General features: G+C 66.2%; 21 protein-coding genes, 1 tRNA gene, 1 other RNA gene and 1 pseudogene. 9 read left to right on the top strand and 15 right to left on the bottom strand.

Going from position 1 to position 22,585, the window contains the following annotated elements; genetic code table 11:
* Positions 1 to 53: 53 nt before the first annotated feature.
* Both DYI37_RS15460 and rpsU read right to left on the bottom strand, forming a co-directional pair.
* Positions 54 to 896: a tetratricopeptide repeat protein gene (locus tag DYI37_RS15460; RefSeq protein ID WP_116684156.1), complete on the bottom strand. Its 843-nt coding sequence runs from the start codon at positions 894 to 896 to the stop codon at positions 54 to 56.
* 391 nt (positions 897 to 1,287) lie between these two features.
* Entirely contained in the window at positions 1,288 to 1,509 is a 222-nt protein-coding gene (rpsU, locus tag DYI37_RS15450) for a 30S ribosomal protein S21 (RefSeq protein WP_116684154.1), read from the bottom strand.
* Between the two features lie 301 nt (positions 1,510 to 1,810).
* Here rpsU and DYI37_RS15445 point away from each other — a divergent pair, with 301 nt between their 5' ends.
* Entirely contained in the window at positions 1,811 to 2,665 is an 855-nt protein-coding gene (locus tag DYI37_RS15445; RefSeq protein ID WP_147307935.1) for a hypothetical protein, read from the top strand.
* A gap of 81 nt (positions 2,666 to 2,746) precedes the next feature.
* Here the strand turns inward: DYI37_RS15445 and DYI37_RS15440 are convergent, their stop codons facing one another.
* Complete coding sequence (locus DYI37_RS15440) at positions 2,747 to 3,520, bottom strand: NAD kinase (protein WP_116684152.1); 774 nt, start codon at positions 3,518 to 3,520, stop codon at positions 2,747 to 2,749.
* Between the two features lie 159 nt (positions 3,521 to 3,679).
* Here DYI37_RS15440 and DYI37_RS15435 point away from each other — a divergent pair.
* A tRNA-Thr gene (locus DYI37_RS15435) sits at positions 3,680 to 3,754 on the top strand.
* Between the two features lie 242 nt (positions 3,755 to 3,996).
* On the opposite strand, the gene DYI37_RS15430 is transcribed toward DYI37_RS15435, so the two are convergent.
* The 3 genes from DYI37_RS15430 to aztA are packed head-to-tail and all read right to left on the bottom strand — an operon-like array spanning position 3,997 to position 6,815.
* Complete coding sequence (locus DYI37_RS15430) at positions 3,997 to 5,121, bottom strand: metal ABC transporter solute-binding protein, Zn/Mn family (RefSeq protein ID WP_116684229.1); 1,125 nt, start codon at positions 5,119 to 5,121, stop codon at positions 3,997 to 3,999.
* 21 nt (positions 5,122 to 5,142) lie between these two features.
* Positions 5,143 to 6,018 carry a zinc ABC transporter permease AztB gene (aztB, locus tag DYI37_RS15425; RefSeq protein WP_116684151.1) on the bottom strand — a complete coding sequence of 292 codons (876 nt, stop codon included), beginning with the start codon at positions 6,016 to 6,018 and terminating at the stop codon, positions 5,143 to 5,145.
* Entirely contained in the window at positions 6,018 to 6,815 is a 798-nt protein-coding gene (aztA, locus tag DYI37_RS15420) for a zinc ABC transporter ATP-binding protein AztA (protein ID WP_116684150.1), read from the bottom strand. Before aztA ends, aztB begins: the two co-directional genes overlap by 1 nt.
* Positions 6,816 to 7,156: 341 nt before the next feature.
* Between aztA and DYI37_RS19820 the strand changes: the two genes are divergently transcribed.
* Entirely contained in the window at positions 7,157 to 7,357 is a 201-nt protein-coding gene (locus DYI37_RS19820) for a hypothetical protein (RefSeq protein ID WP_147307934.1), read from the top strand.
* A gap of 79 nt (positions 7,358 to 7,436) precedes the next feature.
* On the opposite strand, the gene DYI37_RS15415 is transcribed toward DYI37_RS19820, so the two are convergent.
* The 5 genes and pseudogenes from DYI37_RS15415 to cyoA form a co-directional block, all read right to left on the bottom strand.
* Positions 7,437 to 8,240, bottom strand: a complete 804-nt coding sequence (locus DYI37_RS15415) for an SURF1 family protein (RefSeq protein ID WP_116684149.1) — start codon at positions 8,238 to 8,240, stop codon at positions 7,437 to 7,439.
* A gap of 229 nt (positions 8,241 to 8,469) precedes the next feature.
* Positions 8,470 to 8,877 (bottom strand): annotated as a pseudogene (cyoD, locus tag DYI37_RS15410) (cytochrome o ubiquinol oxidase subunit IV); the annotation flags it as partial.
* Complete coding sequence (gene cyoC / locus DYI37_RS15405) at positions 8,877 to 9,503, bottom strand: cytochrome o ubiquinol oxidase subunit III (RefSeq protein ID WP_116684147.1); 627 nt, start codon at positions 9,501 to 9,503, stop codon at positions 8,877 to 8,879. The gene cyoC and the pseudogene cyoD, both read right to left, overlap by 1 nt.
* A gap of 3 nt (positions 9,504 to 9,506) precedes the next feature.
* A complete protein-coding gene (cyoB, locus tag DYI37_RS15400; protein ID WP_116684146.1) occupies positions 9,507 to 11,510 on the bottom strand; it encodes a cytochrome o ubiquinol oxidase subunit I in 2,004 nt (667 codons plus the stop codon).
* Positions 11,511 to 11,580: 70 nt separating this feature from the next.
* The gene (gene cyoA, locus DYI37_RS15395) at positions 11,581 to 12,699 is read right to left on the bottom strand and encodes a ubiquinol oxidase subunit II (protein WP_116684145.1); all 1,119 of its coding nucleotides are present in this window, start codon (positions 12,697 to 12,699) and stop codon (positions 11,581 to 11,583) included.
* Positions 12,700 to 12,887: 188 nt separating this feature from the next.
* Between cyoA and DYI37_RS15390 the strand changes: the two genes are divergently transcribed.
* Positions 12,888 to 14,201: an MFS transporter gene (locus DYI37_RS15390; protein ID WP_116684144.1), complete on the top strand. Its 1,314-nt coding sequence runs from the start codon at positions 12,888 to 12,890 to the stop codon at positions 14,199 to 14,201.
* A 278-nt stretch (positions 14,202 to 14,479) separates the two neighbouring features.
* On the opposite strand, the gene DYI37_RS15385 is transcribed toward DYI37_RS15390, so the two are convergent.
* From DYI37_RS15385 to ssrA, 4 genes are all read right to left on the bottom strand, one after another.
* Positions 14,480 to 14,728, bottom strand: a complete 249-nt coding sequence (locus DYI37_RS15385; RefSeq protein WP_116684143.1) for a ribbon-helix-helix domain-containing protein — start codon at positions 14,726 to 14,728, stop codon at positions 14,480 to 14,482.
* Positions 14,725 to 14,988, bottom strand: a complete 264-nt coding sequence (locus DYI37_RS15380) for a DUF4169 family protein (RefSeq protein WP_116684142.1) — start codon at positions 14,986 to 14,988, stop codon at positions 14,725 to 14,727. Before DYI37_RS15380 ends, DYI37_RS15385 begins: the two co-directional genes overlap by 4 nt.
* 15 nt (positions 14,989 to 15,003) lie before the next feature.
* Positions 15,004 to 15,567, bottom strand: coding sequence for an SspB family protein (locus tag DYI37_RS15375; protein ID WP_116684141.1), 564 nt, complete (start codon positions 15,565 to 15,567; stop codon positions 15,004 to 15,006).
* Positions 15,568 to 15,622: 55 nt separating this feature from the next.
* Positions 15,623 to 15,995, bottom strand: a transfer-messenger RNA (tmRNA) gene (gene ssrA / locus DYI37_RS15370).
* Between the two features lie 180 nt (positions 15,996 to 16,175).
* Here ssrA and DYI37_RS15365 point away from each other — a divergent pair.
* The 5 genes from DYI37_RS15365 (at position 16,176) to DYI37_RS15345 (ending at position 22,343) form a co-directional block, all read left to right on the top strand.
* Positions 16,176 to 17,006, top strand: a complete 831-nt coding sequence (locus tag DYI37_RS15365; protein WP_116684228.1) for a thymidylate synthase — start codon at positions 16,176 to 16,178, stop codon at positions 17,004 to 17,006.
* Positions 17,003 to 17,536: a dihydrofolate reductase gene (locus tag DYI37_RS15360; RefSeq protein WP_116684140.1), complete on the top strand. Its 534-nt coding sequence runs from the start codon at positions 17,003 to 17,005 to the stop codon at positions 17,534 to 17,536. The genes DYI37_RS15365 and DYI37_RS15360 overlap by 4 nt, the downstream gene beginning before the upstream one ends.
* 222 nt (positions 17,537 to 17,758) lie before the next feature.
* Positions 17,759 to 19,021, top strand: a complete 1,263-nt coding sequence (gene hflK / locus DYI37_RS15355; protein WP_116684139.1) for an FtsH protease activity modulator HflK — start codon at positions 17,759 to 17,761, stop codon at positions 19,019 to 19,021.
* Complete coding sequence (gene hflC, locus DYI37_RS15350) at positions 19,021 to 20,127, top strand: protease modulator HflC (protein WP_116684138.1); 1,107 nt, start codon at positions 19,021 to 19,023, stop codon at positions 20,125 to 20,127. Before hflK ends, hflC begins: the two co-directional genes overlap by 1 nt.
* 296 nt (positions 20,128 to 20,423) lie before the next feature.
* Entirely contained in the window at positions 20,424 to 22,343 is a 1,920-nt protein-coding gene (locus DYI37_RS15345; protein WP_116684137.1) for a Do family serine endopeptidase, read from the top strand.
* The last annotated feature ends 242 nt before the right edge of the window (positions 22,344 to 22,585 follow it).

The raw sequence follows: 22,585 nt of genomic DNA, 5'->3' as shown, positions 1-22,585 counted from the left end.
CGTCGAGCCGCCCCTTCTCTTATCGGGATCGATGGTGCCGCCGGAGCGTCCGCTCAGGCGCGGGTGCGGCTCATGCCGTCCTTGGCCGGCGCATAGGTCGGATCGAGCTGGGCGGCCCGGGCATAGGAACGGTAGGCCTTCTGCCGGTCGCCCTGGCGCTCGAGAAGGATCGCCTGATTGACCCAGTACTCGGCCTTGGTCTGATCGATCCGCAGAGCGGCCGAGAAATCGCTCGCCGCGTTCTCGACATCGCCGAGGGCGAGATAGGACACGCCCCGTCCCGAATAGGGTTCGGCGGCGGTGGACTGCAGCGAGATCGCCCGGGAGAAGTCCTCGATCGCCTGGTTGTGCTGGCCGTCGAGCTGATAGAGCAGGCCGCGATTGTGATAGGCGCGCGGATCGGTGGTGTTGAGATCGATCGCCCGCTGGAAATCGACCAGGGCTTCCCGGTTCCGGCCGGCGAGCCGGTAGATGTTGCCGCGACCGATATAGGCCGAATCATAGTTCGGATTGATCTGGAGAGCGCGGTTGTAGTCCTCGACGGCCTTCAGCCGCTCGCCGGTCTGCCGGAAGATCAGCGCCCGGTTCGCATAGGCCTGATAGAAGTTCGGATCGAGCGAGATCGCCGTCGTGAAGTCCTGGATCGCCGCCGCGTTCTGCCCCGAACGACCGAAAGCTGTACCGCGTACGTTGTAGGCTTCGGGATCGCGCGGATTGGCGTTCACCGCCGCCGTCAGCGAGGCGAGATTCTGGTCCGATCCCTGATCGGCATCGAGGGCGATGGCGTTCACCATCGGCTCCGAACCGGTCTGGCAGCCCGCCAGAACGAGGCCGGCGGCCAGAAGGACCGGCGCCGTGCGGGCGATCGTCGACGAGAGAAAAGCGGAATGAACCATCACCGGTCGTACAGGCTCCGTGGGTCGCGCGAAAACGAGATGAGGACTTCCTGACTAAAGCATCGGACCGAAAAATGGACCCGGTTTTCGGTCCATCCGATGCGTCAGCAAAAAACAGGAGCCTCGGGCCCGATTCTTGGATCGGGTCCGAGACCCTAGAGCGGGAGGCGGCCGAATTGGAGGCCGGCGCCGTCATCGGCGATATCGGACCGCCGACTGTGATCGCCGGACCACACTCGGCCGGCCTCCATTGACCCCGACGATCCGGAAACCGGGCCGGATTTTCAGCCCGATGCCCCAGACGCGAAAAGCCGACCCCCCGCGGGATCGGCTTCTCGAAACTCTCGAACAGATACCGTGATCCGACCGTCCCGGACGGATCGCGGGCGTCTCAGTGGCCGCGGCCGGGCATCACGCCTTCGCGCTGGGCCTGCTTGCGGGCGAGCTTGCGAGCGCGGCGAACACCCTCTGCCTTCTCGCGCACGCGCTTCTCGGACGGCTTTTCGTAGAAGCTGCGCTGCTTCATTTCACGGAAGACGCCCTCGCGCTGAAGCTTCTTCTTGAGCGCGCGAAGGGCCTGATCGACATTGTTGTCTCGGACGATGATCTGCAAGGACGGTTCCGCCAGTCTGAACGTGTTGTGGTTTGATGCTCGCCCGGAACGATAGATCGGCCGCAGGCTCTTGCTTTTCGGTCGCGCGCCCTTAGCAAAGTCCTTCACGGTTGTCGATATGCCGAGGCCGCGAAAAGCGGCCAGTGGCATCCTCCGCCCCATATAGGCGGGACGGGCAACCCTCGACGACGGCACCCTAGGCCCAAACGAAGCGCTAAGCACACGGAAGTTCGCAACTATGGCAATCGGCGAAATTCGCAGAGAACGTTACACGCCGGGCATGGGGCCGAAGGGCCGGACCATGTCCTGGGGCGCAGTCATCGCCGGGGTGATCCTCGCCATCGCGATCCAGCTGATGCTCGGCCTTCTCGGCCTCGGCATCGGGCTCGCGAGCCTTCCGGGAAGCGAGGGTTCCGCGACTGCGCTGGCCTCCACCGCCGGCATCTACTCCCTCGTCGCGGCTCTCGTCGGGCTCTTCGTCGGCGCCTATGCCTGCGGCCGCCTCGCCGGGCTCGCAGATCGCATGGACGCCGTCCTCCACGGGCTCGTGACTTGGGCCGTCGCCACCCTCCTCGTGGTCCTCGTTCTCGGCGGCACAGCCTCCTCGGTCCTCGGCGGTGCCTTCGGGGCGGTCGGGGCCTCGGTCAGCAGCCTGACGAATGCCGCAGGCGCACTCGGTCAGTCCGCCTCCCCTACCGCCGGCGGCCTTCCCGATGGTGTCGCCTCCGATCTGCGCTCGCTCCTGTCGCCCGGCCAGGGCGGCGGCGGCGCGGCCGCCGATCAGGCGGGCGATAGCGCCGACGCTTCGGCAAGCGGCGAGGCCGGCAATGGCGGAGGCGTCGATCCGACGGCACTCGGCGCCCGCTTCGCCGAGATCGCGGGCGGCCTCTCCGAGACGGCGAGCCCCGAAGAGCGCGATGCGGCGATCCGCGCGATCCAGGAGGCGGGCGGGCTCTCGCGCTCGGCGGCCGAACAGCGGCTCGCCAGCTATCAGCAGGCCGTCGATCAGATGGCCCGCGAGGCGCGCCAGCTCGCGGACGATGCCGCGCGCTCGGTCTCGTCTGCCTCCTTCGCCGCCTTCATCGCACTTCTTCTCGGAGCGATCGTCGCCGTCATCGGCGGCGTTCTCGGCCGGGCGGGCAGCGCGAGGGCGTAAGGCGGACATCGCAACGGCGCATCCGGTCTTCGCGGGATCGGGCGCGTCACCGGATGGGCGGACAGCCCGCCCGCCCCGCCCTCAATAACGGAACTGCTCGGCGAGAATCCGCTCGTCCCAGGAATGGGTCTCGTCGAACAGGATCAGCGCCTTGTCCTTGCCGCTCTCGCGGATCTGCACCCGGCGCACGGACTTCACCTCCTGGGCATCAGCGACGGCATTGACCGGGCGCTTGCCCGGCTCGAGAACCGTGATCTCCACGACCTGATGGTTCGCCAGAAGCGCACCGCGCCAGCGACGCGGACGGAAGGGGCTGACCGGCGTCAAGGCGAGAAGCGGCGCTTCGATCGGAATGATCGGGCCCTGTGCGGACAGGTTGTAGGCCGTCGAGCCGGTGGGGGTCGCCACCATAACGCCGTCGCAGACGAGTTCCTCCAGCCGCACCGTCCCGCCGACGGCGATCCTCAGCCGCGCCGCCTGGAAGGACTGGCGGAAGACCGAGACCTCGTTGATCGCCAGTTCCTCGCGGATCTCGCCGTTCTCGTCCTCCGCCGTCATGGTCAGCGGATGGATCCAGTTCTCGACGGCGGCCTCGAGCCGTTCGCGCAGGTTCGCTTCCGAATAGTCGTTCATCAGGAAGCCGACCGTTCCCCGGTTCATCCCGTAGATCGGCGTGCCCGTATTCATGAAGCGATGCAGCGTCTGCAGCATGAAGCCGTCGCCGCCGAGCGCGACGACCACATCGGCCCGGTTCGGATCGTCCTGCCCGTAGATCGCCTTCAACCGGTTCGCCGCCTCCAGCGCGCCGGGGGTCGCGCTTGCGAGAAAGCTGATCGAATGAACGGATTTGGACATCGGTATCGCAAGGCTCGCCGGCTTCGAACGGGACGGAAAAAGGCTCGTCTGTCCCGAGACTTCGCCGGTTTCGTTTCGAGACACAAGGCGAAATCGCGCACCGCCCGGACGCCGCGAAGATTGCGAGCCGCCCCCGCCTGATGTAAGGACGGCGCCGGGGCCGGCGTAGCACAGCGGTAGTGCAGCGGTTTTGTAAACCGAAGGTCGGGAGTTCGATCCTCTCCGCCGGCACCATCTTCGCGATCCCCTTCGTGGTCTCTCCCCAAGACCCGGGACGCCACCGGGCGCTACCAGGGCCACCCTTTTCATTTCCAGCGCGCAAGCGGCGACAGCGCCGCCGTGTTTCGGCGTTCAGGCCGATCTCTTCCCCTCACGGTCCCCGAACGCGGAAACGCCCCGGTCGGCGCAACCGATCAGGGCGTTCTTCGCGAACTCAAGTGGTCGTCAGTTCGGGCGCGGCCCTGCCATCGGCCGCGTCAGCTTCCCATGACGTCGGATTTGATGGTGTCGATGTTGTGCCGCATCATGTCGATATAGGTCGATGCCGGCCCGCTCCCGTCGGAGAGGGCGTCGGAATAGAGTTCGCCGCCGACCTTGAGGCCGGTCTCGCTGGCGATCTGCTCGATCAGGCGCGGATTGGTGACGTTCTCGACGAACACCGCCGAAGCATCGTCCGCCCGGATCTGCCGCACGAGGGCTGCGACGTCCGCGGCGGAGGCTTCCGATTCCGTCGAGACGCCCTCGGGCGCCAGGAAGTCGATGCCGTACTCGTGTTCGAAATAGCCGAAGGCGTCGTGGGAGGTGATGATCGCGCGTTTGGTCTCGGGGATCTCGGCGACCGAGCGCCGGATATAGGCGTCGAGGTCGTCGAGCTTCTTGTCATAGGCCTCGGCATTGGCGCGATAGGTCGTGCAACCCGCCTCGTCGGCCGCGCAGAAGGCGTCGGCGATATTGGCCACATAGACCTTGGCATTGGCGACCGACTGCCAGGCATGGGGATCGTATTCCCCGTGATGATGATGGCCATGGCCGCCGGCTGAGGCGGCATCGGCGGTCTCCTCGTGGTCGTGGGAATGGCCGCCCTCTTCGGCCGCATGATCATGGCCTTCATGGTCATGGTCATGGCCTTGCCCATCGCCGTGCCCGTCGCCATGATCGTGCGCGTCAGCGGCTGCCTGGTCGTGGCCGTGGTCCTCACGCCCGTCCTCGGCCGCACCGTGATGCCCGTCATGCCCCTCTTCGGAGCTTCGCAGCATCTCGCCCCCCTTCGTCAGTTCGACGACCGGCGCCGTGGTGCCGCTCGCCTCGATGAGGCGCGGCAGGAAGCCTTCGAGCTGGAGACCGTTCGCGAGGATCACATCGGCTTGCGACAGCGCCGCCGCATCGGCCGGACGCGGCTCGTAGACATGGGCGTCCCCGTTCGGCCCGACGAGCGTGGTGATGTCGACCCGGTCGCCCCCGACATTCTTCGCGAGATCCGCGATGATCGAGAAGCTCGCGACGACGTCGAGCTTCTTCTCCTCGGCCGAAGCGGGAGACAGGGCGGTTCCCGCCAGGAGAAGCGCGGTAACGGCGGCGGAAAGCGTCAGGGTTCTGGACATGGCCATGGTCCTTTCGTGAGTTCAGGCGGTGCGGTGGCGTTGCGGCCGGATGCGCGAGCCGAGAATGCCGCGCGGACCGGCCAGGGTGGAGAGGATGTAGATCGCGCCCGCGACGAGGATGATCGACGGCCCCGAGGCGAGCGAGGCGTGGTAGGACATTAGGAGCCCGCCCACGCAGGAGACGAGACCGATGACGATGGCAAGGAGGACCATCGGCATCACGCGGGAGGTCCAGAACCGGGCCGCGGCGGCAGGCAGCATCATCAGGCCGACGGCAAGCAGCGTCCCGAGGGCCTGGAAGCCGCCCACGAGGTTGAGGACGACGAGCCCCAGGAAGACGAAATGGACCGGCGGCCCGAGCCGCGAGACCGAGCGCAGGAAGAGCGGGTCGAGACATTCGGCAACGAGGGCCCGCCAGAAGATCGCGAGGGTCACCAGCGTCGTTCCCGTGATGATCCCGATCAGCGTCAGCGCCTCGTCGTTGAGAGCGAGGACCGTGCCGAACAGGACGTGCATCAGGTCGACATTGGAGCCGCGCAGGGAGACGATGAGAACGCCGAGCGCGAGGGAGATCAGATAGAAGGCCGCCATGGACGCGTCCTCCTTCTGCACCGTGAGGCGCGAGACGAAGCCCGCGCCCAGCGCGACCACGACGCCGGCGACGAGGCCGCCGAGGGTCATCGGCACGATGGCGAGGCCATAGAACAAGAAGCCGATCGCAGCGCCCGGCAGGATGGCGTGGGCCATCGCATCGCCGGTCAGGCTCATGCGCCGCAGCATCAGGAACACGCCGACGGGACAGGCGCTGAGGGACAGAAGGATAGCGCCGCCGAGCGCGCGCTGCATGAAGCCGAATTCGGCGAAGGGGGCGATCAGCCCGTCATAGAGGGCGCTCATCACGCAGCGTCCCGCGACCGGGAGGAACCGCCTGCGCCGAGGGCCGGGCCCTGCGGCGCCAATATGTCGTCGCTTGCGCACCAGCCGGCATTCTCGTTCCAGGCTTCGTGAAAGCGGCGGGCGCGAAGAAGGTTCTCGGCCGAAAGGGTCTGCCGCGCCTCGCCCCAGGCGACGGGCTCGCGCGCCAGAAGCAGCGCCTCGGGGAAGTGGTCCCGCACGAGGTCCATGTCGTGAACGACCACCATCACCGTGCGCCGCTCGTCGTGCCAGCGGCCGATCAGGGCGATGAGATCGGTGATCGTGCGCGCATCGATCGCATTGAAGGGCTCGTCGAGGAGAATGAGGTCGGCATCCTGGACCAGAACCCGCGCAAACAGCGTGCGCTGCAACTGCCCGCCCGAGAGGGAATCGATCGGCCGCTTCTCGAAATTCTGAAGACCGACCGCCGAAAGGGCGTTCGCCACCGCCTCGCGATCCTCGGCCAGGTGACGCCCCAGAAGTCCGCGCCTCGGCCACAGACCGAGCGAGACGAGATCGCTGACGCGCGCGGGAAAGGTCCGATCGATCTCCGACTGCTGGGGCAGATAAGCGAGCCTCGTGCCGGGCGAAACCATGCACTCGCCCGAGATCGGCTTCAGGATGCCGGTAATGCCCTTCATCAGGGTGGACTTGCCGGATCCGTTGGCACCCACCACCGCCGTCAGCGAGCCGGCGCGCACGGTTCCGTCGAGATGATGGACCGCCGGATGGCTGTTATAGCCGAGCGTCAGGTCCCGAAATGTGATGCAATTGGACATGCAGAGTTCCGCTGACAGCGCGGACGCCTCGGCGCCCGCTCTCTCCGTCATTGGGTATGTTATGTTATAACGTCAGTCAACCAGGGAAAGGACATCCGTCCGCAGACCTCCGCATGCGAGCCGTGCCGCGCCGCGATCGAAGCCGATGCGCCGGTCTCCTTTCTGACGGATCGATCCCTCAACAATCCCGAACCAGCGAATTGGGCCAGACCATGCTCCTCGCTTCCATCCCCTCGGCGGCTTCAACATTCCTTGAAACACTCGCGAGCCGGGCAACGGAATGGGGCGAAACCGCATTGGTTACCTTGGGAGAGTAAAATGCGGAGGCGGCTAAGGTCAGGATGGAACCAGAAGAACGATATTCACAGCGCCGGAAATCGGTCACCGACCGGATGCTCATCGCCTTGTGCCTGATCGCCGCCGTCATGGCGGTGATACTCGTGACGGCCGATATCGGCCGCGATATCGATCATGGACCCACGCAGTTGACGCGGGCCGGTGATCAGGCTGGTCCGGTTCTCGACAACCCGGCGCAGCAATAAGCGAGGCCGGTCCTGCCGGGTCGGATATGGGATCGACGTGCCGACCTGATTGCGCGCCTCGTTCGGCGAGGCCCGGATGTCAGTCCCGCTTCGCCCGGCGCAGCTGTCGCCGGACCAGAAATCCGGTCGCACCGAGTGTGAGCGCCGCGAGCGAAAACCATGTGATCGCATAGACGAGGTGCTCGTTCCGGAAGGCGATATTCGTCAGCCCCTCGACGGGTTCTTCGCCACTCGGCTCTCCCATCAGCGCACGCTCGGCGCCGACGCCTGCATCGATGAAATAGGGTGCGACGGGCCCGGGAACGTCGTTCGCAGCCGCCATCGCGGCCGTATCGCGCGAATACCATCGTCCGGCCTGCGGATCGTTCGACCGCAGAAACGCGCCATCCGGCTGGCTCATGCGCAGAAGGCCCTCGACCCGGACCTCGCCATCCGGCGGGGCGAAGTCGTCGCCGCCATCCCGTCGGGAGACGTAACCGCGATTGACGAATACGGTGAACCCGTCAGCGGTGCCGAGGGGCGTCATCAGCCAGTAGCCGGACCCGTAATCGGTCACGGCCTGGGCATAGGCGTCCCGGCCCTCAAGGTAGCGGCCGGTGATCGCGACATGCTGATATTCGTCGCCTTCGAGGGTCAGATCCGGCCATTCGGCGGGCCCCGGCGCGGCAATGGCCTCTTCCGTGACCCGCGCCTCGACGGCTGCGATCAGATCCAGCTTCCAGGCCCGGCGCTCGATCTGCCAGACACCGAGCGAACAGAAGAGAAGCGTCAGGACGCCTCCGAGGAGAACGATGACGGCGAGCCCCGAGCGGCTCGCGCCGCCGCGTCTTCCACGATCCGCGCCGGAGCTATCGGGACTGTCGGAGCTGCCGTTCTCGTTCATCGTCTTTCGCAAGGCTTCTGCCCGAGGCGGAGCGCGTGTGCGCCGGACACCGGATCGCTTGGCGCCAGCCGATGCCGGCGGCCGGGCGCCGCTCTCGCCGCCGCCTCAGAAACCCCCGACCTCAGTTGGACGGCGCGGACGGCGTCTGACCGGCCGGCTCTGCGGCGGTGCCTGCGGCCTCGCCGCCCGTCACGCCGCCGAGGGGAGCGGGCGTCGGAAGGCCCGTCTCGCTCTCCATCACCTGGCCGCTCGTGGGCATCATATTGGTGTTGAGGTGGTACATGACCCAGAGCGAGCCCGAGATCGTGATGATCACCAGAACGCCGGTGAAGATCAGCGCCATGATCGTCCAGCCGTTCTCGGACTTGGAATCCATATGGAGGAAATAGACCATGTGGACGAAGATCTGCGCCAGCGCGAAGCCGATGACGAGGAGCGCCGTGATGACGCTGCTCTCGATCGGCCGGGCCATGACCAGCCAGAACGGGATCGCCGTCATGATGACCGACAGGACGAAGCCGGTCAGATAGCCCTTCAGCGTCGCATGGGCCTCGCCGCCCTCCATGTGGCCGGCATGGTCGTGATCGACCTGCGCGGCGCTGTGCGGGTCGTTCTTGGCGGTTGTCGAATGGGCCATCAGATCACCCTGACGAGATAGACGAAGGTAAAGACGCCGATCCAGACGACATCGAGGAAGTGCCAGAACATCGACAGGCACATGACGCGGCGCCTGTTGTCGTCGATGAGACCGGTCCGGGCGATCTGGACCATCAGGACGACGAGCCAGAGGATGCCGAAGGTCACGTGCAGACCGTGTGTTCCGACGAGCGCGAAGAAGGCCGACAGGAATCCGCTGCGCTGGGGCGGCGCGCCCTCGGCGAAGAAATGGGCGAACTCGTAGAGCTCGACGCCGACGAAGGCTATGCCGAGCAGCCCGGTGATCCCGAGCCAGAACAGGACCTGCCCCTGCTTGCGGGCCTGCATCGCGATGACGGCGAAGCCGTAGGTGATCGACGAGAAGAGCAGGAAGCCCGTATTGATCGCGACGAGCCACAGGTCGAACAGGTCGGACGGCCGGGGGCCGGCCGCATAGCTCGTGGCGAGGACGCCGTATGTGGCGAACAGGACCGCAAAGATGAGGCAGTCGCTCATCAGATAGATCCAGAACCCGAGCATGGTGCTCGAGCCGGTCTCGTGTTCGTGCTCGTCGAGTTCGAAGAACGCCTCGGGCGGGGCGCTCATCGTGGCCGTCGTCTGCGCCATGTCTTATCCTTTCGCGCCCAGCATGGAAGCTGCCTTGCGCTCCGTCTTCGCCACTTCGTCGGCCGTGATGTAGTAGTCCCGGTCGTAGTCGAAGGTGTGGTAGATCGCATAGCCGATCAGGCCGACGAACGAGACCGCCGCGAGCCACCAGATATACCAGACCAGCGCGAAGCCGCAGAGGGTGGACAGTCCGGCGAGGATGACGCCGGCGCCCGTGTTCCTCGGCATGTGGATCGACCGGAAGCCCTTTTCCGGACGCGAAAAGCCGGCCCGCTTCATGTCCGTGAAGGCGTCGATGTCGCGCACCATGGGCGAGAAGGCGAAGTTGTAGTGGGGCGGGGGCGAGGTGGTCGCCCATTCGAGCGTGCGCCCGTTCCACGGATCGCCCGTCGTGTCGGCAAGCGCCTCGCGATCGCGGATCGAGACGTAGATCTGCATGAGGAGCGCGCCGATGCCGATCGCGATGAGCCCGGCCCCTGCGGCCGCGATCACGAACCAGATCTGGAGCGAGGGATCGTCGAACTCGCGAAGGCGCCGCGTGACGCCCATCAGGCCGAGAAGGTAGAGCGGCATGAAGGCGAGGTAGAAGCCGCTGACCCAGGTCCAGAAGCTGACCTTGCCCCAGAACTCGTTGAGCTTGAAGCCGAAGGCTTTCGGGAACCAGTAGTTGATCGCCGCGAACGCGCCGAAGAGCACGCCGCCGATGATCACGTTGTGGAAGTGGGCGACGAGGAAGAGCGAATTGTGGACGGTGAAGTCGACGGGGGGCACCGCGAGGAGAACGCCCGTCATGCCGCCGATCGTGAACGTCACGATGAAGGCGATCGTCCACATCATCGGCAGTTCGAAGCGGATGCGGCCCTCGTACATGGTCAACAGCCAGTTGAAGATCTTCACGCCCGTCGGGATCGAGATGATCATCGTGGTGATGCCGAAGAACGAGTTCACGCTCGCCCCGTTGCCCATCGTGAAGAAGTGATGGAGCCAGACGAGATAGGCGAGGATGGTGATGACCACCAGCGCGTAGACCATGGACGTGTAGCCGAAGAGCCGCTTGCCGGAGAAGGTGGAGGTGACCTCCGAGAAGACGCCGAACAGCGGCAGGATGAGGATGTAGACCTCCGGATGGCCCCAGATCCAGATGAGGTTGAAATACATCATCGAATTGCCGCCCATGTCGTTGGTGAAGAAATGGGTTCCGACATAGCGATCGAGGCCGAGCAGCACGAGAACGGCCGTCAGCACGGGGAAGGAGGCGACGATGAGCACGTTCGTGCACAGGGCCGACCAGGTAAAGATCGGCATGCGCATCATGCTCATGCCGGGCGCGCGCATCTTGACGATGGTCACGAGCAGGTTGACGCCGGAGAGCAGCGTTCCGACGCCGGCGACCTGCAGGCCCCATATGTAATAGTCGACGCCGACGCCCGGACTGTAGTCCGCGCCGGAGAGCGGCGGGAAGGCGAGCCAGCCCGTGCGCGCGAACTCGCCGATGAACAGCGAGGCCATGATCAGGATCGCGCCGCCAGCCGTCATCCAGAACGAGAAGTTGTTGAGGAACGGGAAGGAGACGTCGCGCGCGCCGATCTGCAGCGGCACCACATAGTTCATGATGCCGGTGATCAGCGGCATCGCCACGAAGAAGATCATGATCACGCCGTGGGCGGTGAAGATCTGGTCGTAGTGATGGGCGGGGAGAAAGCCTTCGGACCCGTTGAAGGCGATCGCCTGCTGGGTCCGCATGAGGATCGCGTCGGCAAAGCCGCGCAGCAGCATCACGATCGCGAGGATCATGTACATGATGCCGATCTTCTTGTGGTCGACGGTGGTGAACCACTCGTGCCACAGATAGCCCCACCAGCGATAATAGGTGATGGCCGACAGAAGACCGATGCCTCCGATCGCCACGACGATGAAGGTCACGACGAGGATCGGATCGTAATAGGGAATGGCGTCCAGCGTCAGACGGCCGAACAGGAACCGGGAGAGGTCGAGATTGGCTAGCATGTGAAGGCAGCTCCGAAGGGATGAGCTTCAAGACGGATGGACGGGCCCTTCGCGGGCGAAGGGCCGCGGGTCATTCTGTCCGATTGAGTTGGGGCGGCGCGATGCTTCCCTCGCCGTCCTGCGGACCCGCACCCTCCCGCGTGCTGTCCGAACGGGGCGCCCGGTCCGAAGCCGGAGCGGTCGCACCCTGGGCGTCCTCGCCATGGCCCCCGCCATAGCCGAAGCCATCGATAATGCTGTGATCGTAGGTCAGCTGATCGAGGCTGATATCCGTCGGCGGCTCGGCATGGCCGGCGTCGATATGGTGGATCTCCTGCATGCACAGCTTGCCCTCGGCCACGCACATTCCGACGATCCGGGTATAGAGCATCGGATCGATCGCGCCGAAATAGCGCACGGGATCGGCCTGCGAGGGCTGGGCGAGATCGAGATAGGTGTCGCGGTCGAGCGTGTCGCCGGATTCGCGGACCTTCGAAACCCAGGCGTCGAACTCCTCCGGCGACTGGCCGTGGAACTTGAAGCGCATGTTGGAGAAGCCGGCGCCGTTATAGTGCGAGGCGAAGCCGTCGTAGACGCCCGCCTTGTTCACCACCGCATGCAGCTTCGTCTCCATGCCGGGCATCGCGTAGATCATCCCGGCAAGGGTCGGGACGTAGAAGGCGTTCATCACCGATTCGGCCGTCAGTTCGAAGCGGATCGGACGGTTCACCGGCGCCGCGAGCTCGTTGACGGTCGCGATCCCATATTCGGGATAGACGAACATCCATTTCCAGTTGAGCGCGACCACCTCGACGACCAGCGGCTCCTGATCGGTGTCCACCTCGGCGCTCGTCGTGATCGAATCGAGCGGGCGATAGGGGTCGAGGAGGTGCGTGCCCACCCAGGTGACGGCACCGAGAAGAATGATGATCAGCAGCGGCGCGGCCCAGATCGCGAGTTCCACCTTGGTGGAATGATCCCAGTCGGCACGGTAGTTCGAGGCCTTGTTGCTGGCCCGGTAGCGCCAGGCGAAGACGAAGGTCATCACCAGAACGGGAATGATGATGAGAAGCATCAGCCCGGTGGCGATCAGGAGCATGTCCCGCTGGCGCGCCGCGATGTCCCCGTTCGGGAACAGGACGACGAGATCACCGCATCCACCGAGGAGGAGAAGCAGCGGCGTGAGGAGGAGGAAGCGTGGCAATCGCAAGAGATCGAACTCGTTGGGTGTGATGGCCTGGCCTGCGGCCTTGCCGACAGGGAACGAACGTTGACTGGGCTATGGAACTCGTATTCAACAATTTGGGTCATCCCTCAATCCCCTACATGTAGGCAGGATGTCACGGCGGGTGCTTTTCTCGCCCCAATCGGTCACGTTTTGGTTCGGAACGAGTTGATATGAGCGATACGACGAGCGGCAGCTTCAGCCAGTTGGTCGGGGATGACGTCACGGACGATCACCGCCTGGATCCCGGCGACATCGCCATCGGCGTGATCATCGGACGCACGGCGGAGTTCTTCCACTTCTTCGTCTTCGCGATCGCCTCGGTCATCGTGTTCCCGCGACTGGTCTTTCCCTTCGTCGACCCGCTGACCGCCACGCTCTATTCCTTCGCCGTCTTCGCCCTCGCCTATGTGGCCCGACCCTTCGGCTCGTGGATGTTCATGGCGGTGGACAGGCGCTTCGGCAAGGGCACCAAGCTGACCACGGCGCTCTTCCTGCTCGGCACCTCGACGGTCGCCGTCGCCTTCCTGCCGACCTATGAGCAGGCCGGCATGTATTCGGTCTGGCTGCTCGTCATCCTGCGGATCGGCCAGGGCGTCGGCCTCGGCGGAAGCTGGGACGGGCTGGCCTCGCTCTTGGCCATGAACGCGCCGAAGGAACAGGACGGCTGGTGGGCCATGGTGCCGCAGATCGGTGCACCCTTCGGTCTCGCCCTCGCCTCCGGCCTGTTCGCCTTCTTCCACGGCTTCCTTCCCGAGGCGGAATTCTACGCCTGGGGATGGCAGTTCCCGTTTTTCGTCGCGTTCGCCGTTAACGTCGTGGCCCTGTTCTGCCGTCTTCGCATCGTGGCGACTCCGGAATATGTCCACCAGTTCGAACGGCGCGAGTTGCAGGCCGCCGGCGTGCGCGACACGGTGCGCCGGTTCCCGCGCTTCATCATGGTCGGCACCTTCGCGCCGCTCGCCAGCTTCGCCATGTTCCACATGGTCACGGTCTACCCCCTCTCCTGGGTCGAGCTCTTCACGGAAGAGAACGTGACGCACTTCCTCATCATCGAGAGCATCGGCGCCGTCATCGGAACCCTTGCGATCGTCGTCTCGGGCCTCCTTGCCGATCGCTACGGCCGGCGCACGCTTCTCGCCGCGACCGCGGGCGGAATGATCGTCTTCAGCGCCCTCGCGCCCTCGCTCCTGGGCATGGGCGAAACCGGCGAGATCATCTATATGGGCCTCGGCTTCGCGCTGCTCGGCCTCGCCTTCGGACAGAGCTCGGGCGCCGTCGCCTCGAACTTCCCGACGCGCTACCGCTATACGGGCTCGGCGATCGTCTCGGACCTCGCCTGGATGTTCGGCGCGGGCGCGGCGCCCTTCGTCGCCCTGTTCCTCTCGGCGCAGTTCGGCCTCGTCGCGGGCGGCCTCTACCTCTTCTCCGGCGCGGTTTGCACGCTTCTCGCCCTGCGCTACAACCAGCTTCTCGTCCAGCGCTGACGCAAAAGCTGCGCCCCGCGGCGAGTTGCGCGGCGGGGCGCGCACGTCCCTTTCGGCTTGTCAGCCTTTTTCCTGCCGGCACTCAGCGGCCGGAACATCGGAACTGGAATCGAAGACGCAGTCTATCGAGGTTCAGGAAGGGATGCGAAACGCCGGTGCCGCGTTCGCGTGCCGGCCATCCCGCCTCGGTCGATGCGACACGGGCAGCCGACGACACGAGGATCCGAAGACGATCCGGGTCGCCCCCGGTCGGAGGGTCCGCAGTCCACCCTGACCCATCAGGCGTTCGGGTCCGCCCGCGATCCTGCCACTTCGTCGAGCCGCGACAAGACCGTTTCGAACAGGGCGACGCGGATGGCGGAGGAGAGATTGACGTCTGGATCGCGCGCGGCATCCATCTCGGCGACGAGGCTGGCGACGCTCGTCCCGCGTTCCTCGGCAAGGTGGCCGAGATGGCGCCAGAAGGGCTCTTCGAGAGTGATCGAGGTTCGGTGGCCGCGGATCGAAAGCGAGCGCTTGACGGTCACGACGAGGATTCGGTGTCGCGTCTGGAACCCGCGTCCTCGATGGCATCGGTCCGGCGCGAAGACGGACCGTCTTCGGACCCGCCTGCTTCGGCAAGGCGATGGCCGTCGAGGACCTGATCGGCGCGCTCGCGGCGCGCCGCCTCGGCCGATCGAACCGCGCCCGGCAATCCGTGGAGAATGCGGTTCTCGGCTGCTGCCGCTTCACGCTCGCTGCGGGCTTTCGCCTTTCGGGCACGCCGGAGATTGACGATCTCGGCCATCGAGAACCCTTCGGATCAGGGCTTCTTGCGGAACGCGTCGAGAGAGACGACCTGAGCGTCGGCGCGCTCTTCCTTCGCGCCCTCGTCGGACCCGGCGGCTTCGGAGACCGCGACCTTCTCGCGCGCGGGCAGCGGGGTCGGCGACAGGGCCCCGACCGGTGCCGGCGCCTCGCCCTCGGACGCCAGATCCTCTTCGGAGGCGTCGGAATTGGCGGCTTCGGCGCCGCGCACGTCGAATTCCAGTTCGAAATTCACCGATGGATCGTAGAAGCCTCGCACGGCGGAGAAGGGAACCAGAAGCTTCTCCGGGATGTCGGAGAAGGAGAGGCCGATCTCGAACGCGTTCTCGGTGACGCTCAGATCCCAGTACTGGTGCTGGACGACGATCGTCATCAGATCGGGATACTTCTCGCGCAGCCGCGAGGAAATCCGCACGCCCGATGCCGAGGTCAGGAAGGTGATGAAGAAGTGATGCTCACCGGGCAGGCCCGTCTTCGCGACTTCCCCGAGAACCTTGCGGATCACGCCGCGAAGGGCGTCCTGCGCGAGCACGTCGTAGCGAATGAGGTCTTGGCTCATGCCGGGGTCCCGATTTCGAAGTCCTTCGCGACGCCATAGCAGGCACCGATAAAAAAGTGGAGGCTTCTGTTGCCAGGCGCCTCCGGGCCCCGCCTAGGAGTGCGAACCCCCAGGGCTTGATTCGAAGCTATCGCACCGCTTACGCGGCGAGACGTGCTTCCGCATAGTTGTCGTTTGCAACTATTGTTACGGCCCGATGACGGCGGAACCATTCCGAGCAAAAATCCGATCTTTACGCCCTCGTCGATCCTATTTCGCCCCCGCCGGATCCCATCGCGGCGCCGTTATCGGCACGGATGGGATCGGGTGGAGGCGCCGGGTACCGCCCCCGGGTCCGAAAGGTTTATTGCATCGAACGTTTATCGCCATAGCCGGACGAATGCCCGGCACCGCTGAATATAGGGGCGATCGCCGCATCGCGAAAGGGCCAATTTTCGCGGACTTTCCGCGCAGCTTTCCAACCGACCCCGCCCCGTGCGGCACCCGGTTTTCAACAGGTATTCGGGGCGCGGGCGAAGCGAACATGGAAATGTCGGGAAGAGGGCGCGACAATGGGCAGACCGTCCCCGTCGGCGCGCGCCGCCAGAACGCTCGATCCGGAGCATGCCATGCTTGACCGACCCCGGGTGCCCGACACCCATGTCGACCGCCAATATCTCGCCCTCCTCGCCCATGTCCTCGACAAGGGCACCGATCGGGGCGACCGGACGGGCACGGGGACGCGATCCGTCTTCGGCCACCAGATGCGCTTCGATCTGGCCGAGGGCTTTCCGCTGCTGACCACGAAGAAGCTGCATATCCGCTCGATCGTGCACGAACTGCTCTGGTTCCTGAAGGGGGACACGAACATCGCCTATCTGAAGGCGAACGGCGTGACGATCTGGGACGAATGGGCCGACGAGAACGGGGATTTGGGTCCCGTCTACGGCTCCCAGTGGCGCTCCTGGCCCGATTACGCGGGCGGCCATGTGGACCAGATCGCCGATGTCGTCCATGCGATCCGCACGAAGCCCGAATCGCGCCGCCTCGTCGTGTCGGCCTGGAACCCGGCGCTCGTCGACGAGATGGCGCTGCCGCCCTGCCACTGTCTGTTCCAGTTCTACGTCGCAAACGGCAGGCTCTCCTGCCAGCTCTATCAGCGCTCGGCCGACATCTTCCTCGGCGTTCCCTTCAACATCGCCTCCTACGCCCTCCTCACCCACATGGTGGCGCAGGCCTGCGATCTCGGCGTCGGGGATTTCGTCCACACGCTGGGCGATGCCCATCTCTACCACAACCATTTCGAGCAGGCCCGCCTGCAGCTGTCGCGCGAACCGGGCCCGCTTCCCGCACTGCGGCTGAACCCGGATGTGACGGATCTCTTCGCCTTCACCTTCGAGGACATCGCGATCGAGAACTACGAGGCGGCACCGAGCATCAAGGCGCCCATCGCGGTATGATCGACGGACTGACCATCGTCGCCGTCGTCGCGGCCGCCCGCAACCGGGTCATCGGGGCCGATGGCGGCATGCCGTGGTCGATCCCGAGCGACCTGAAGCGCTATCGCCGGCTGACCATGGGAAAGCCGATGATCATGGGCCGCAAGACGCTGCAATCCATCGGCAAGGCGCTCGACGGCCGAGACACGATCGTTCTGACGCGATCGGGCGATGTGGACGTCGAGGGCGTTCTCGTCGCCCGTGACCGGGACGAATCGCTGCGGATCGCCGCGGCATGCGCAAAGGAGCGCGGCGCAGGCGAGATCACCGTCGTCGGCGGGGCGGAGATCTACCGTCTGCTCTGGTCCGCGATCGATCGCATCGAAATGACCGAGATCGACGCCGAACCGGGCGGCGACACCCTGTTTCCCGAGATCGATCCGGCCGCGTTCAACCTTTTGTCAGAAGAGCCGTGGAGTCGCGGGGAGAAGGATTCGGCCGCGACACGGCTCAAGACTTACGCGGCAAGATCGGTTTGCGATCAAGATTAACGCCTGCCGATACAGTCTTCCCATCCCTCTTTGAAAGTCGTTCCAAATCTCCCGGCGCGCTCTGCGGGCCGGCAGGTCTTGACTGTTCACGCCCGCAGGCGCGCGAAACGGTCGCGGATGCGTTGAAAGGAGAATTTCCAGCTCTTATAAGGGTGTCCAGACGGTTTATCGCGATCGAACCCTCGGGTTCCCTCGCTTTTTTCACCAATCGAAAGGACTTCGATGCCTTGGAGCAATCAGACCGGTAACGGTGGCTGGAAGGGTAGCGGCGGACAAGGCGGCGGCGGCCCCTGGGGTCAGCGTCCGCAGGGCCCGCGTCCAGGCGGCGGCGGCGGCGGCGGCAACGGCCCCAACAACAGCCCCGATCTGGAGGACATCCTGCGCCGTGGCGGCGACCGGCTGAAGCGGGCGATGCCCGGGGGTGGCGGAGGAGCTGCCGGCGGCGGCGCCATCGCCCTGCTCGTGGTCGCAGCTCTCGGAGCGCTCTGGCTCTACAAGTCCGTCTACACCGTCCAGCCGGACGAGGTCGGCGTCGAAATGCTGTTCGGCAAGCCCAAGCAGGAACTCGCACAGCCCGGCCTGCACTTCATTCTCTGGCCGATCGAGACCGTCGATACCGTTCCGGTGGTGGAAAGCCAGATCACGCTCGGCTCGGCCCAGCGCGGCGACAATTCCGGCCTGATGCTCTCGGGCGACCAAAACATCGTCGACGTCCAGTTCGCGGTCCTCTACCAGATCGACGAGCCGGCGAACTTCCTGTTCAACGTCCAGGATCCGGTCGCGATGGTCCAGCAGGTGTCGGAAAGCGCCATGCGCGAGGTCGTCGGCCGACGCCCCGTGCAGGACGTCTTCCGCGACGACCGCGCCGGCATCGCCGAGGAGGTGCGCGGCATCACCCAGCAGACCCTCAACGAGTACGGTGCGGGCATTCGCGTCAACGCCATCTCGATCGAGGACGCGGCGCCGCCGCCCCAGGTTGCGGACGCCTTCGACGAGGTCCAGCGCGCCGAGCAGGACGAGGACCGCTTCATCGAGGAGGCCAACCGCTACCGCAACAACCGCGTCGGCCAGGCCCGAGGCGAGGCAGCCCAGATCCGCGAGGACGCGGCGGCCTACAAGAACCGCGTCGTTCAGGAAGCCGAGGGTGAGGCGCAGCGCTTCTCCGCGATCCTTCGCGAATACGAGACCGCGCCCGAGGTGACGCGCAAGCGCCTGTTCCTCGAGACGATGGAGAACGTGCTGCGCGACTCCAACAAGATCATCATGCAGGAAGGCGCCGGCGGCGGACAGGGCGTCGTTCCCTACCTGCCGCTTACCGAACTGCAGCGCCAGTCGACCGGAGCCGGAGCCGGAGCCGGCAACAACGGCAACGGCAATTCGGGCGCCACCGGGCCGCTCGCCCAGGGCTCCACTCTCAATCTCGGCGGCGCAGGCGGAACGAGCGCCCGCTCCAATGCCGGCTCCAATGCCGGGGGGCAGAACTGATGACCAAACTCTACGCTCTCATCGCCGTCGTCGCGGTCGCGGTCCTGATCGTCTACAACTCGCTCTTCGTCGTGAACGAGAAGGAGCAGGCCATCGTCCTTCGGTTCGGCGAGATCCAGCGGGTGGTCGAGGAACCGGGGCTCTACGCCAAGCTTCCCTTCGGCTTCGCCGGCGCCGACACGGTGCAGATGCTGCCCGACCGCCTGCTGCGCTTCGACCTCGACGACATCCGCGTTCAGGTCTCGGGCGGACGCTTCTACGTGGTCGACGCGTTCCTGGTCTACAACATCTCGGATGCGGCGCGTTTCCGCCAGACGGTTTCGGGCTCGATCCCGCAGGCCGAACAGCGCCTGCGCACCCGTCTCGACGCGGCCCTGCGCCGGGTCTACGGCCTTCGCGGCTTCGAGGCGGCGCTGTCGAACGAGCGCGCAGAGATGATGCGCCAGGTGCGCGACGAGATCGTGCCCGACGCGCAGACCCTCGGCATCACGGTGGACGACGTGCGCATCCGCCGCACCGACCTCACCGAGGAGGTGTCCGAACAGACCTATGAGCGCATGCAGGCCGAGCGTCTCGCCGAGGCCGAGCGCCTGCGGGCGCGCGGTCAGGTGGCGGCGCGGCAGATCCGCGCTTCGGCCGATCGCGAAGTGGTCGAGACCACGGCGGGCGCCCGGCGCGACGCGGAGATCCTGCAGGGTGAAGGCGATGCCGAGCGCACGCGCATCTTCGGCCAGGCCTTCGGCGAGGACCCCGAGTTCTTCGACTTCTACCGGTCGATGGGCGCCTATCGTCAGGCCCTGGAGAATTCCGGCACGACCCTCGTCCTGTCGCCGGATTCGGAGTTCTTCCGCTACTTCCAGAGCGACGGCCTGGGCGGCAGCTCCAATTCCGGCACGGATACGCTCCGCAACCTCGCGCCGACCTCGCAGGGCGGCGGGTCCGGCGGTGCTGCGAGCGGCGCTGCGAACACCGGCCAGTCCGGGGCCGCGTCCGGCTCCGGCTCCGGTGGTGGTGATGCAGGCGGCTCGGGCGGGCAGGCGAATGCCGCGCCCGGCCAGGGCGCGCCGGCCGCGACCGGTTCGCAGGCACCTGCTGCCGTTCAATAACTGACATCGTGAGCGCCCCCGGTCTCCATTCGGTGACCGGGGGCGCTTTTTTGTGCGGCCTTCCCCCCGCGCGCAACGCGCAACGGCGGCTCCGGCATCGGACCGAAACGTGGACCCGGTTTTCGGGCCATCCGATGCGTCGGCAGGAAACAGGAGTTTCGGACCCGATTCTGAAATCGGGTCCGAGGCTCCAAGCTGTGCGGGAGAAACTTATGCCACACTTGCACTCGAGACTTGCCGCATGAATTCTTGAGCGGCCGCGCCCGTGCGCCCGACCACAGAGGACGACGAGACCGATGACGCAACGCCTGCAGCGCCTCCTTCTGACGAGCGTCGCCCTTTGCGGCCTCGCAATCGCAGCCCCGGCCGTCGCCCAGACCGATATGGGGCAGGACAGCGGGCAGACCGAACTCCCCCCGGCGCCGCCGGAAATCCCCGCGCCGGCACCGGACGCGGCTCCGCCTTCCGACGCAGCGCCCGCCCCGGGTGAAACGCCCGCCCCGCCGGCCGCGCCATCGGCTCCGGCCCCGAACGAGGGCGCGCCCTCCGGCACCATGCCACCTGCGGCGCCCGCCGATCCGGCCCCGAGCGCTCCGCAGGTGCCCGCGCCCGAGGAGGGAGCCGGCGCTCCCGCCGCACCGGGCGAGGAGGCCCCTGCCCCGGGCACGGGCGCCGAAGAGACGCCCGTGCCGGCGCTTCCCGCACCGCCCGCCAGCGAGAACAAGACGGGTTCGCAGGCCGGCGACGTCAGCCGCGCGACCGTGACGCCGCCGACAACCCCGCAGGGGCCCCAATCGGTTTCGGCCCTCGCCGAAAGCCTGCTCGACGCGGTGGTCAACATATCGACCGCCCAGCGTGTCGAGCGTCCGGGCGGCGGCATCCCGCCTCTCGAAGCCCCCGAGGGCTCGCCTCTCCAGGACTTCTTCGACGATCTCCTGCGCGGCGACGAGGGCCCGGCCGGACGCCGGGTCCAGTCTCTCGGTTCGGGTTTCGTCATCGATCCGTCGGGGATCGTCGTCACCAACAATCACGTGATCCAGGATGCCGACGAAATCACCGTGAACTTCGCGGACGGCACGCAGCTCGAGGCCGAACTCCTCGGCCGCGATCCGAAGACCGATCTCGCCGTCCTGAAGGTCTCGGCCGACGAGCCGCTGGCCTCGGTCGCCTTCGGGGACTCGGAAGCCGTCCATATCGGCGACTGGGTGATGGCGATCGGCAATCCCTTCGGCCTCGGCGGCTCGGTGTCGATCGGCATCGTCTCGGCACGCGGGCGCAACATCAATGCCGGCCCCTACGACAATTTCATCCAGACCGACGCCGCCATCAATCGCGGCAATTCCGGCGGCCCGCTCTTCGACATGAACGGCAATGTGGTGGGCATCAACACGGCGATCATGTCGCCCACCGGCGGTTCGATCGGCATCGGCTTCTCGGTTCCCTCGAACCTCGCCCTCAACGTGGTCGATCAGCTGCGCCAGTTCGGCGAGACCCGCCGGGGCTGGCTCGGCATCCGCCTCTCGGCCGTCACCGACGACATCGCGAGCGGGCTCGGCATCGAGGGCACCAAGGGCGCCGTCGTCGTCGGCACGATCGAGGACGGGCCGTCGGCGGATGCGCTGAAGGCCGGCGACGTCATCACCGGCTTCGACGGCAAGCCGGTCGAGACCTCCCGCGACCTGCCCCGCATCGTCGCCGAGACGCCTGTCGGCAAGACGGTGGACGTCGAGATCCTGCGCAAGACCTCGCGCGAGACCGATGCCGAACCGATGACCGTGACGATCACGCTCGGCCGCCTTGAAGACGGCGAGGAGAAGCTGGCGGCGGCAGGCGGCGAGGAAGCCGGCCCCGGTGAGGAGACCGGCGACGGCGGCGCCTCCGACGACGCGACCTCCGGCGGCGATGCGCAGGCGGCACCCGTCGAGGTTCTCGGGCTGACGCTCGGGGCCCTCGATGCGGATGCACGATCGCAGTTCGGCCTCTCCGAGGACGCCGAGGGCGTTCTGATCACCGAGGTCGATCCAGGCTCCAATGCCGCCGAGAAGGGCATCGAACCCGGCATGACAATCCGCGAGGTCGCGCAGGAAGAGGTCGGCTCGGCCTCGGAGGTCGCCGACAAGCTCAGCGAGATGAAGGAAAGCGGGCGGCGCAACGCCCTTCTTCTGGTGGCCGGAACCGACGGGGACCTGCGCTTCATCGTCCTGCCGCTTGACTGACCCCTCGATCGACCCCTCCGGCACGAGGTGCGCTGCGCTCCGCGGGCGCGCCTCTTCACCGCGTTTCCGGTGCTCGCCGCGCCCCGAAAGGCGCCCTTACGTTCCAAATCGCGATTTGGTTCCTCGGCGCGAAAATAAATTCGCAGATCGCGCGAGGATCGCAATCACGGGGCCGTGAGTAGCAGGAGAGGATCGCTGGCAACCCAGCCGAACAAGCGCTTCAACCTCCTGTTTTCGCACAT

The organism is Fulvimarina endophytica (genome assembly GCF_003403015.1).
GTDB lineage: Bacteria > Pseudomonadota > Alphaproteobacteria > Rhizobiales > Rhizobiaceae > Fulvimarina > Fulvimarina endophytica.
This window is presented reverse-complemented; position numbering and strand designations above follow the sequence as displayed.

What these genes read in the sequence shown, in the direction of transcription:
- DYI37_RS15430 (WP_116684229.1), bottom strand. Translation starts at nt 5,121, where the DNA reads ATGTCCAGAACCCTGACGCTTTCCGCCGCCGTTACCGCGCTTCTCCTG.
- DYI37_RS19820 (WP_147307934.1), top strand. Translation starts at nt 7,157, where the DNA reads ATGGAACCAGAAGAACGATATTCACAGCGCCGGAAATCGGTCACCGAC.
- DYI37_RS15415 (WP_116684149.1), bottom strand. Translation starts at nt 8,240, where the DNA reads ATGAACGAGAACGGCAGCTCCGACAGTCCCGATAGCTCCGGCGCGGAT.
- DYI37_RS15445 (WP_147307935.1), top strand. Translation starts at nt 1,811, where the DNA reads ATGTCCTGGGGCGCAGTCATCGCCGGGGTGATCCTCGCCATCGCGATC.
- cyoB (WP_116684146.1), bottom strand. Translation starts at nt 11,510, where the DNA reads ATGCTAGCCAATCTCGACCTCTCCCGGTTCCTGTTCGGCCGTCTGACG.
- DYI37_RS15360 (WP_116684140.1), top strand. Translation starts at nt 17,003, where the DNA reads ATGATCGACGGACTGACCATCGTCGCCGTCGTCGCGGCCGCCCGCAAC.
- DYI37_RS15365 (WP_116684228.1), top strand. Translation starts at nt 16,176, where the DNA reads ATGCTTGACCGACCCCGGGTGCCCGACACCCATGTCGACCGCCAATAT.
- aztB (WP_116684151.1), bottom strand. Translation starts at nt 6,018, where the DNA reads ATGAGCGCCCTCTATGACGGGCTGATCGCCCCCTTCGCCGAATTCGGC.
- DYI37_RS15380 (WP_116684142.1), bottom strand. Translation starts at nt 14,988, where the DNA reads ATGGCCGAGATCGTCAATCTCCGGCGTGCCCGAAAGGCGAAAGCCCGC.
- cyoC (WP_116684147.1), bottom strand. Translation starts at nt 9,503, where the DNA reads ATGGCGCAGACGACGGCCACGATGAGCGCCCCGCCCGAGGCGTTCTTC.
- DYI37_RS15375 (WP_116684141.1), bottom strand. Translation starts at nt 15,567, where the DNA reads ATGAGCCAAGACCTCATTCGCTACGACGTGCTCGCGCAGGACGCCCTT.
- hflC (WP_116684138.1), top strand. Translation starts at nt 19,021, where the DNA reads ATGACCAAACTCTACGCTCTCATCGCCGTCGTCGCGGTCGCGGTCCTG.
- hflK (WP_116684139.1), top strand. Translation starts at nt 17,759, where the DNA reads ATGCCTTGGAGCAATCAGACCGGTAACGGTGGCTGGAAGGGTAGCGGC.
- aztA (WP_116684150.1), bottom strand. Translation starts at nt 6,815, where the DNA reads ATGTCCAATTGCATCACATTTCGGGACCTGACGCTCGGCTATAACAGC.
- DYI37_RS15460 (WP_116684156.1), bottom strand. Translation starts at nt 896, where the DNA reads ATGGTTCATTCCGCTTTTCTCTCGTCGACGATCGCCCGCACGGCGCCG.
- DYI37_RS15345 (WP_116684137.1), top strand. Translation starts at nt 20,424, where the DNA reads ATGACGCAACGCCTGCAGCGCCTCCTTCTGACGAGCGTCGCCCTTTGC.
- DYI37_RS15390 (WP_116684144.1), top strand. Translation starts at nt 12,888, where the DNA reads ATGAGCGATACGACGAGCGGCAGCTTCAGCCAGTTGGTCGGGGATGAC.
- DYI37_RS15440 (WP_116684152.1), bottom strand. Translation starts at nt 3,520, where the DNA reads ATGTCCAAATCCGTTCATTCGATCAGCTTTCTCGCAAGCGCGACCCCC.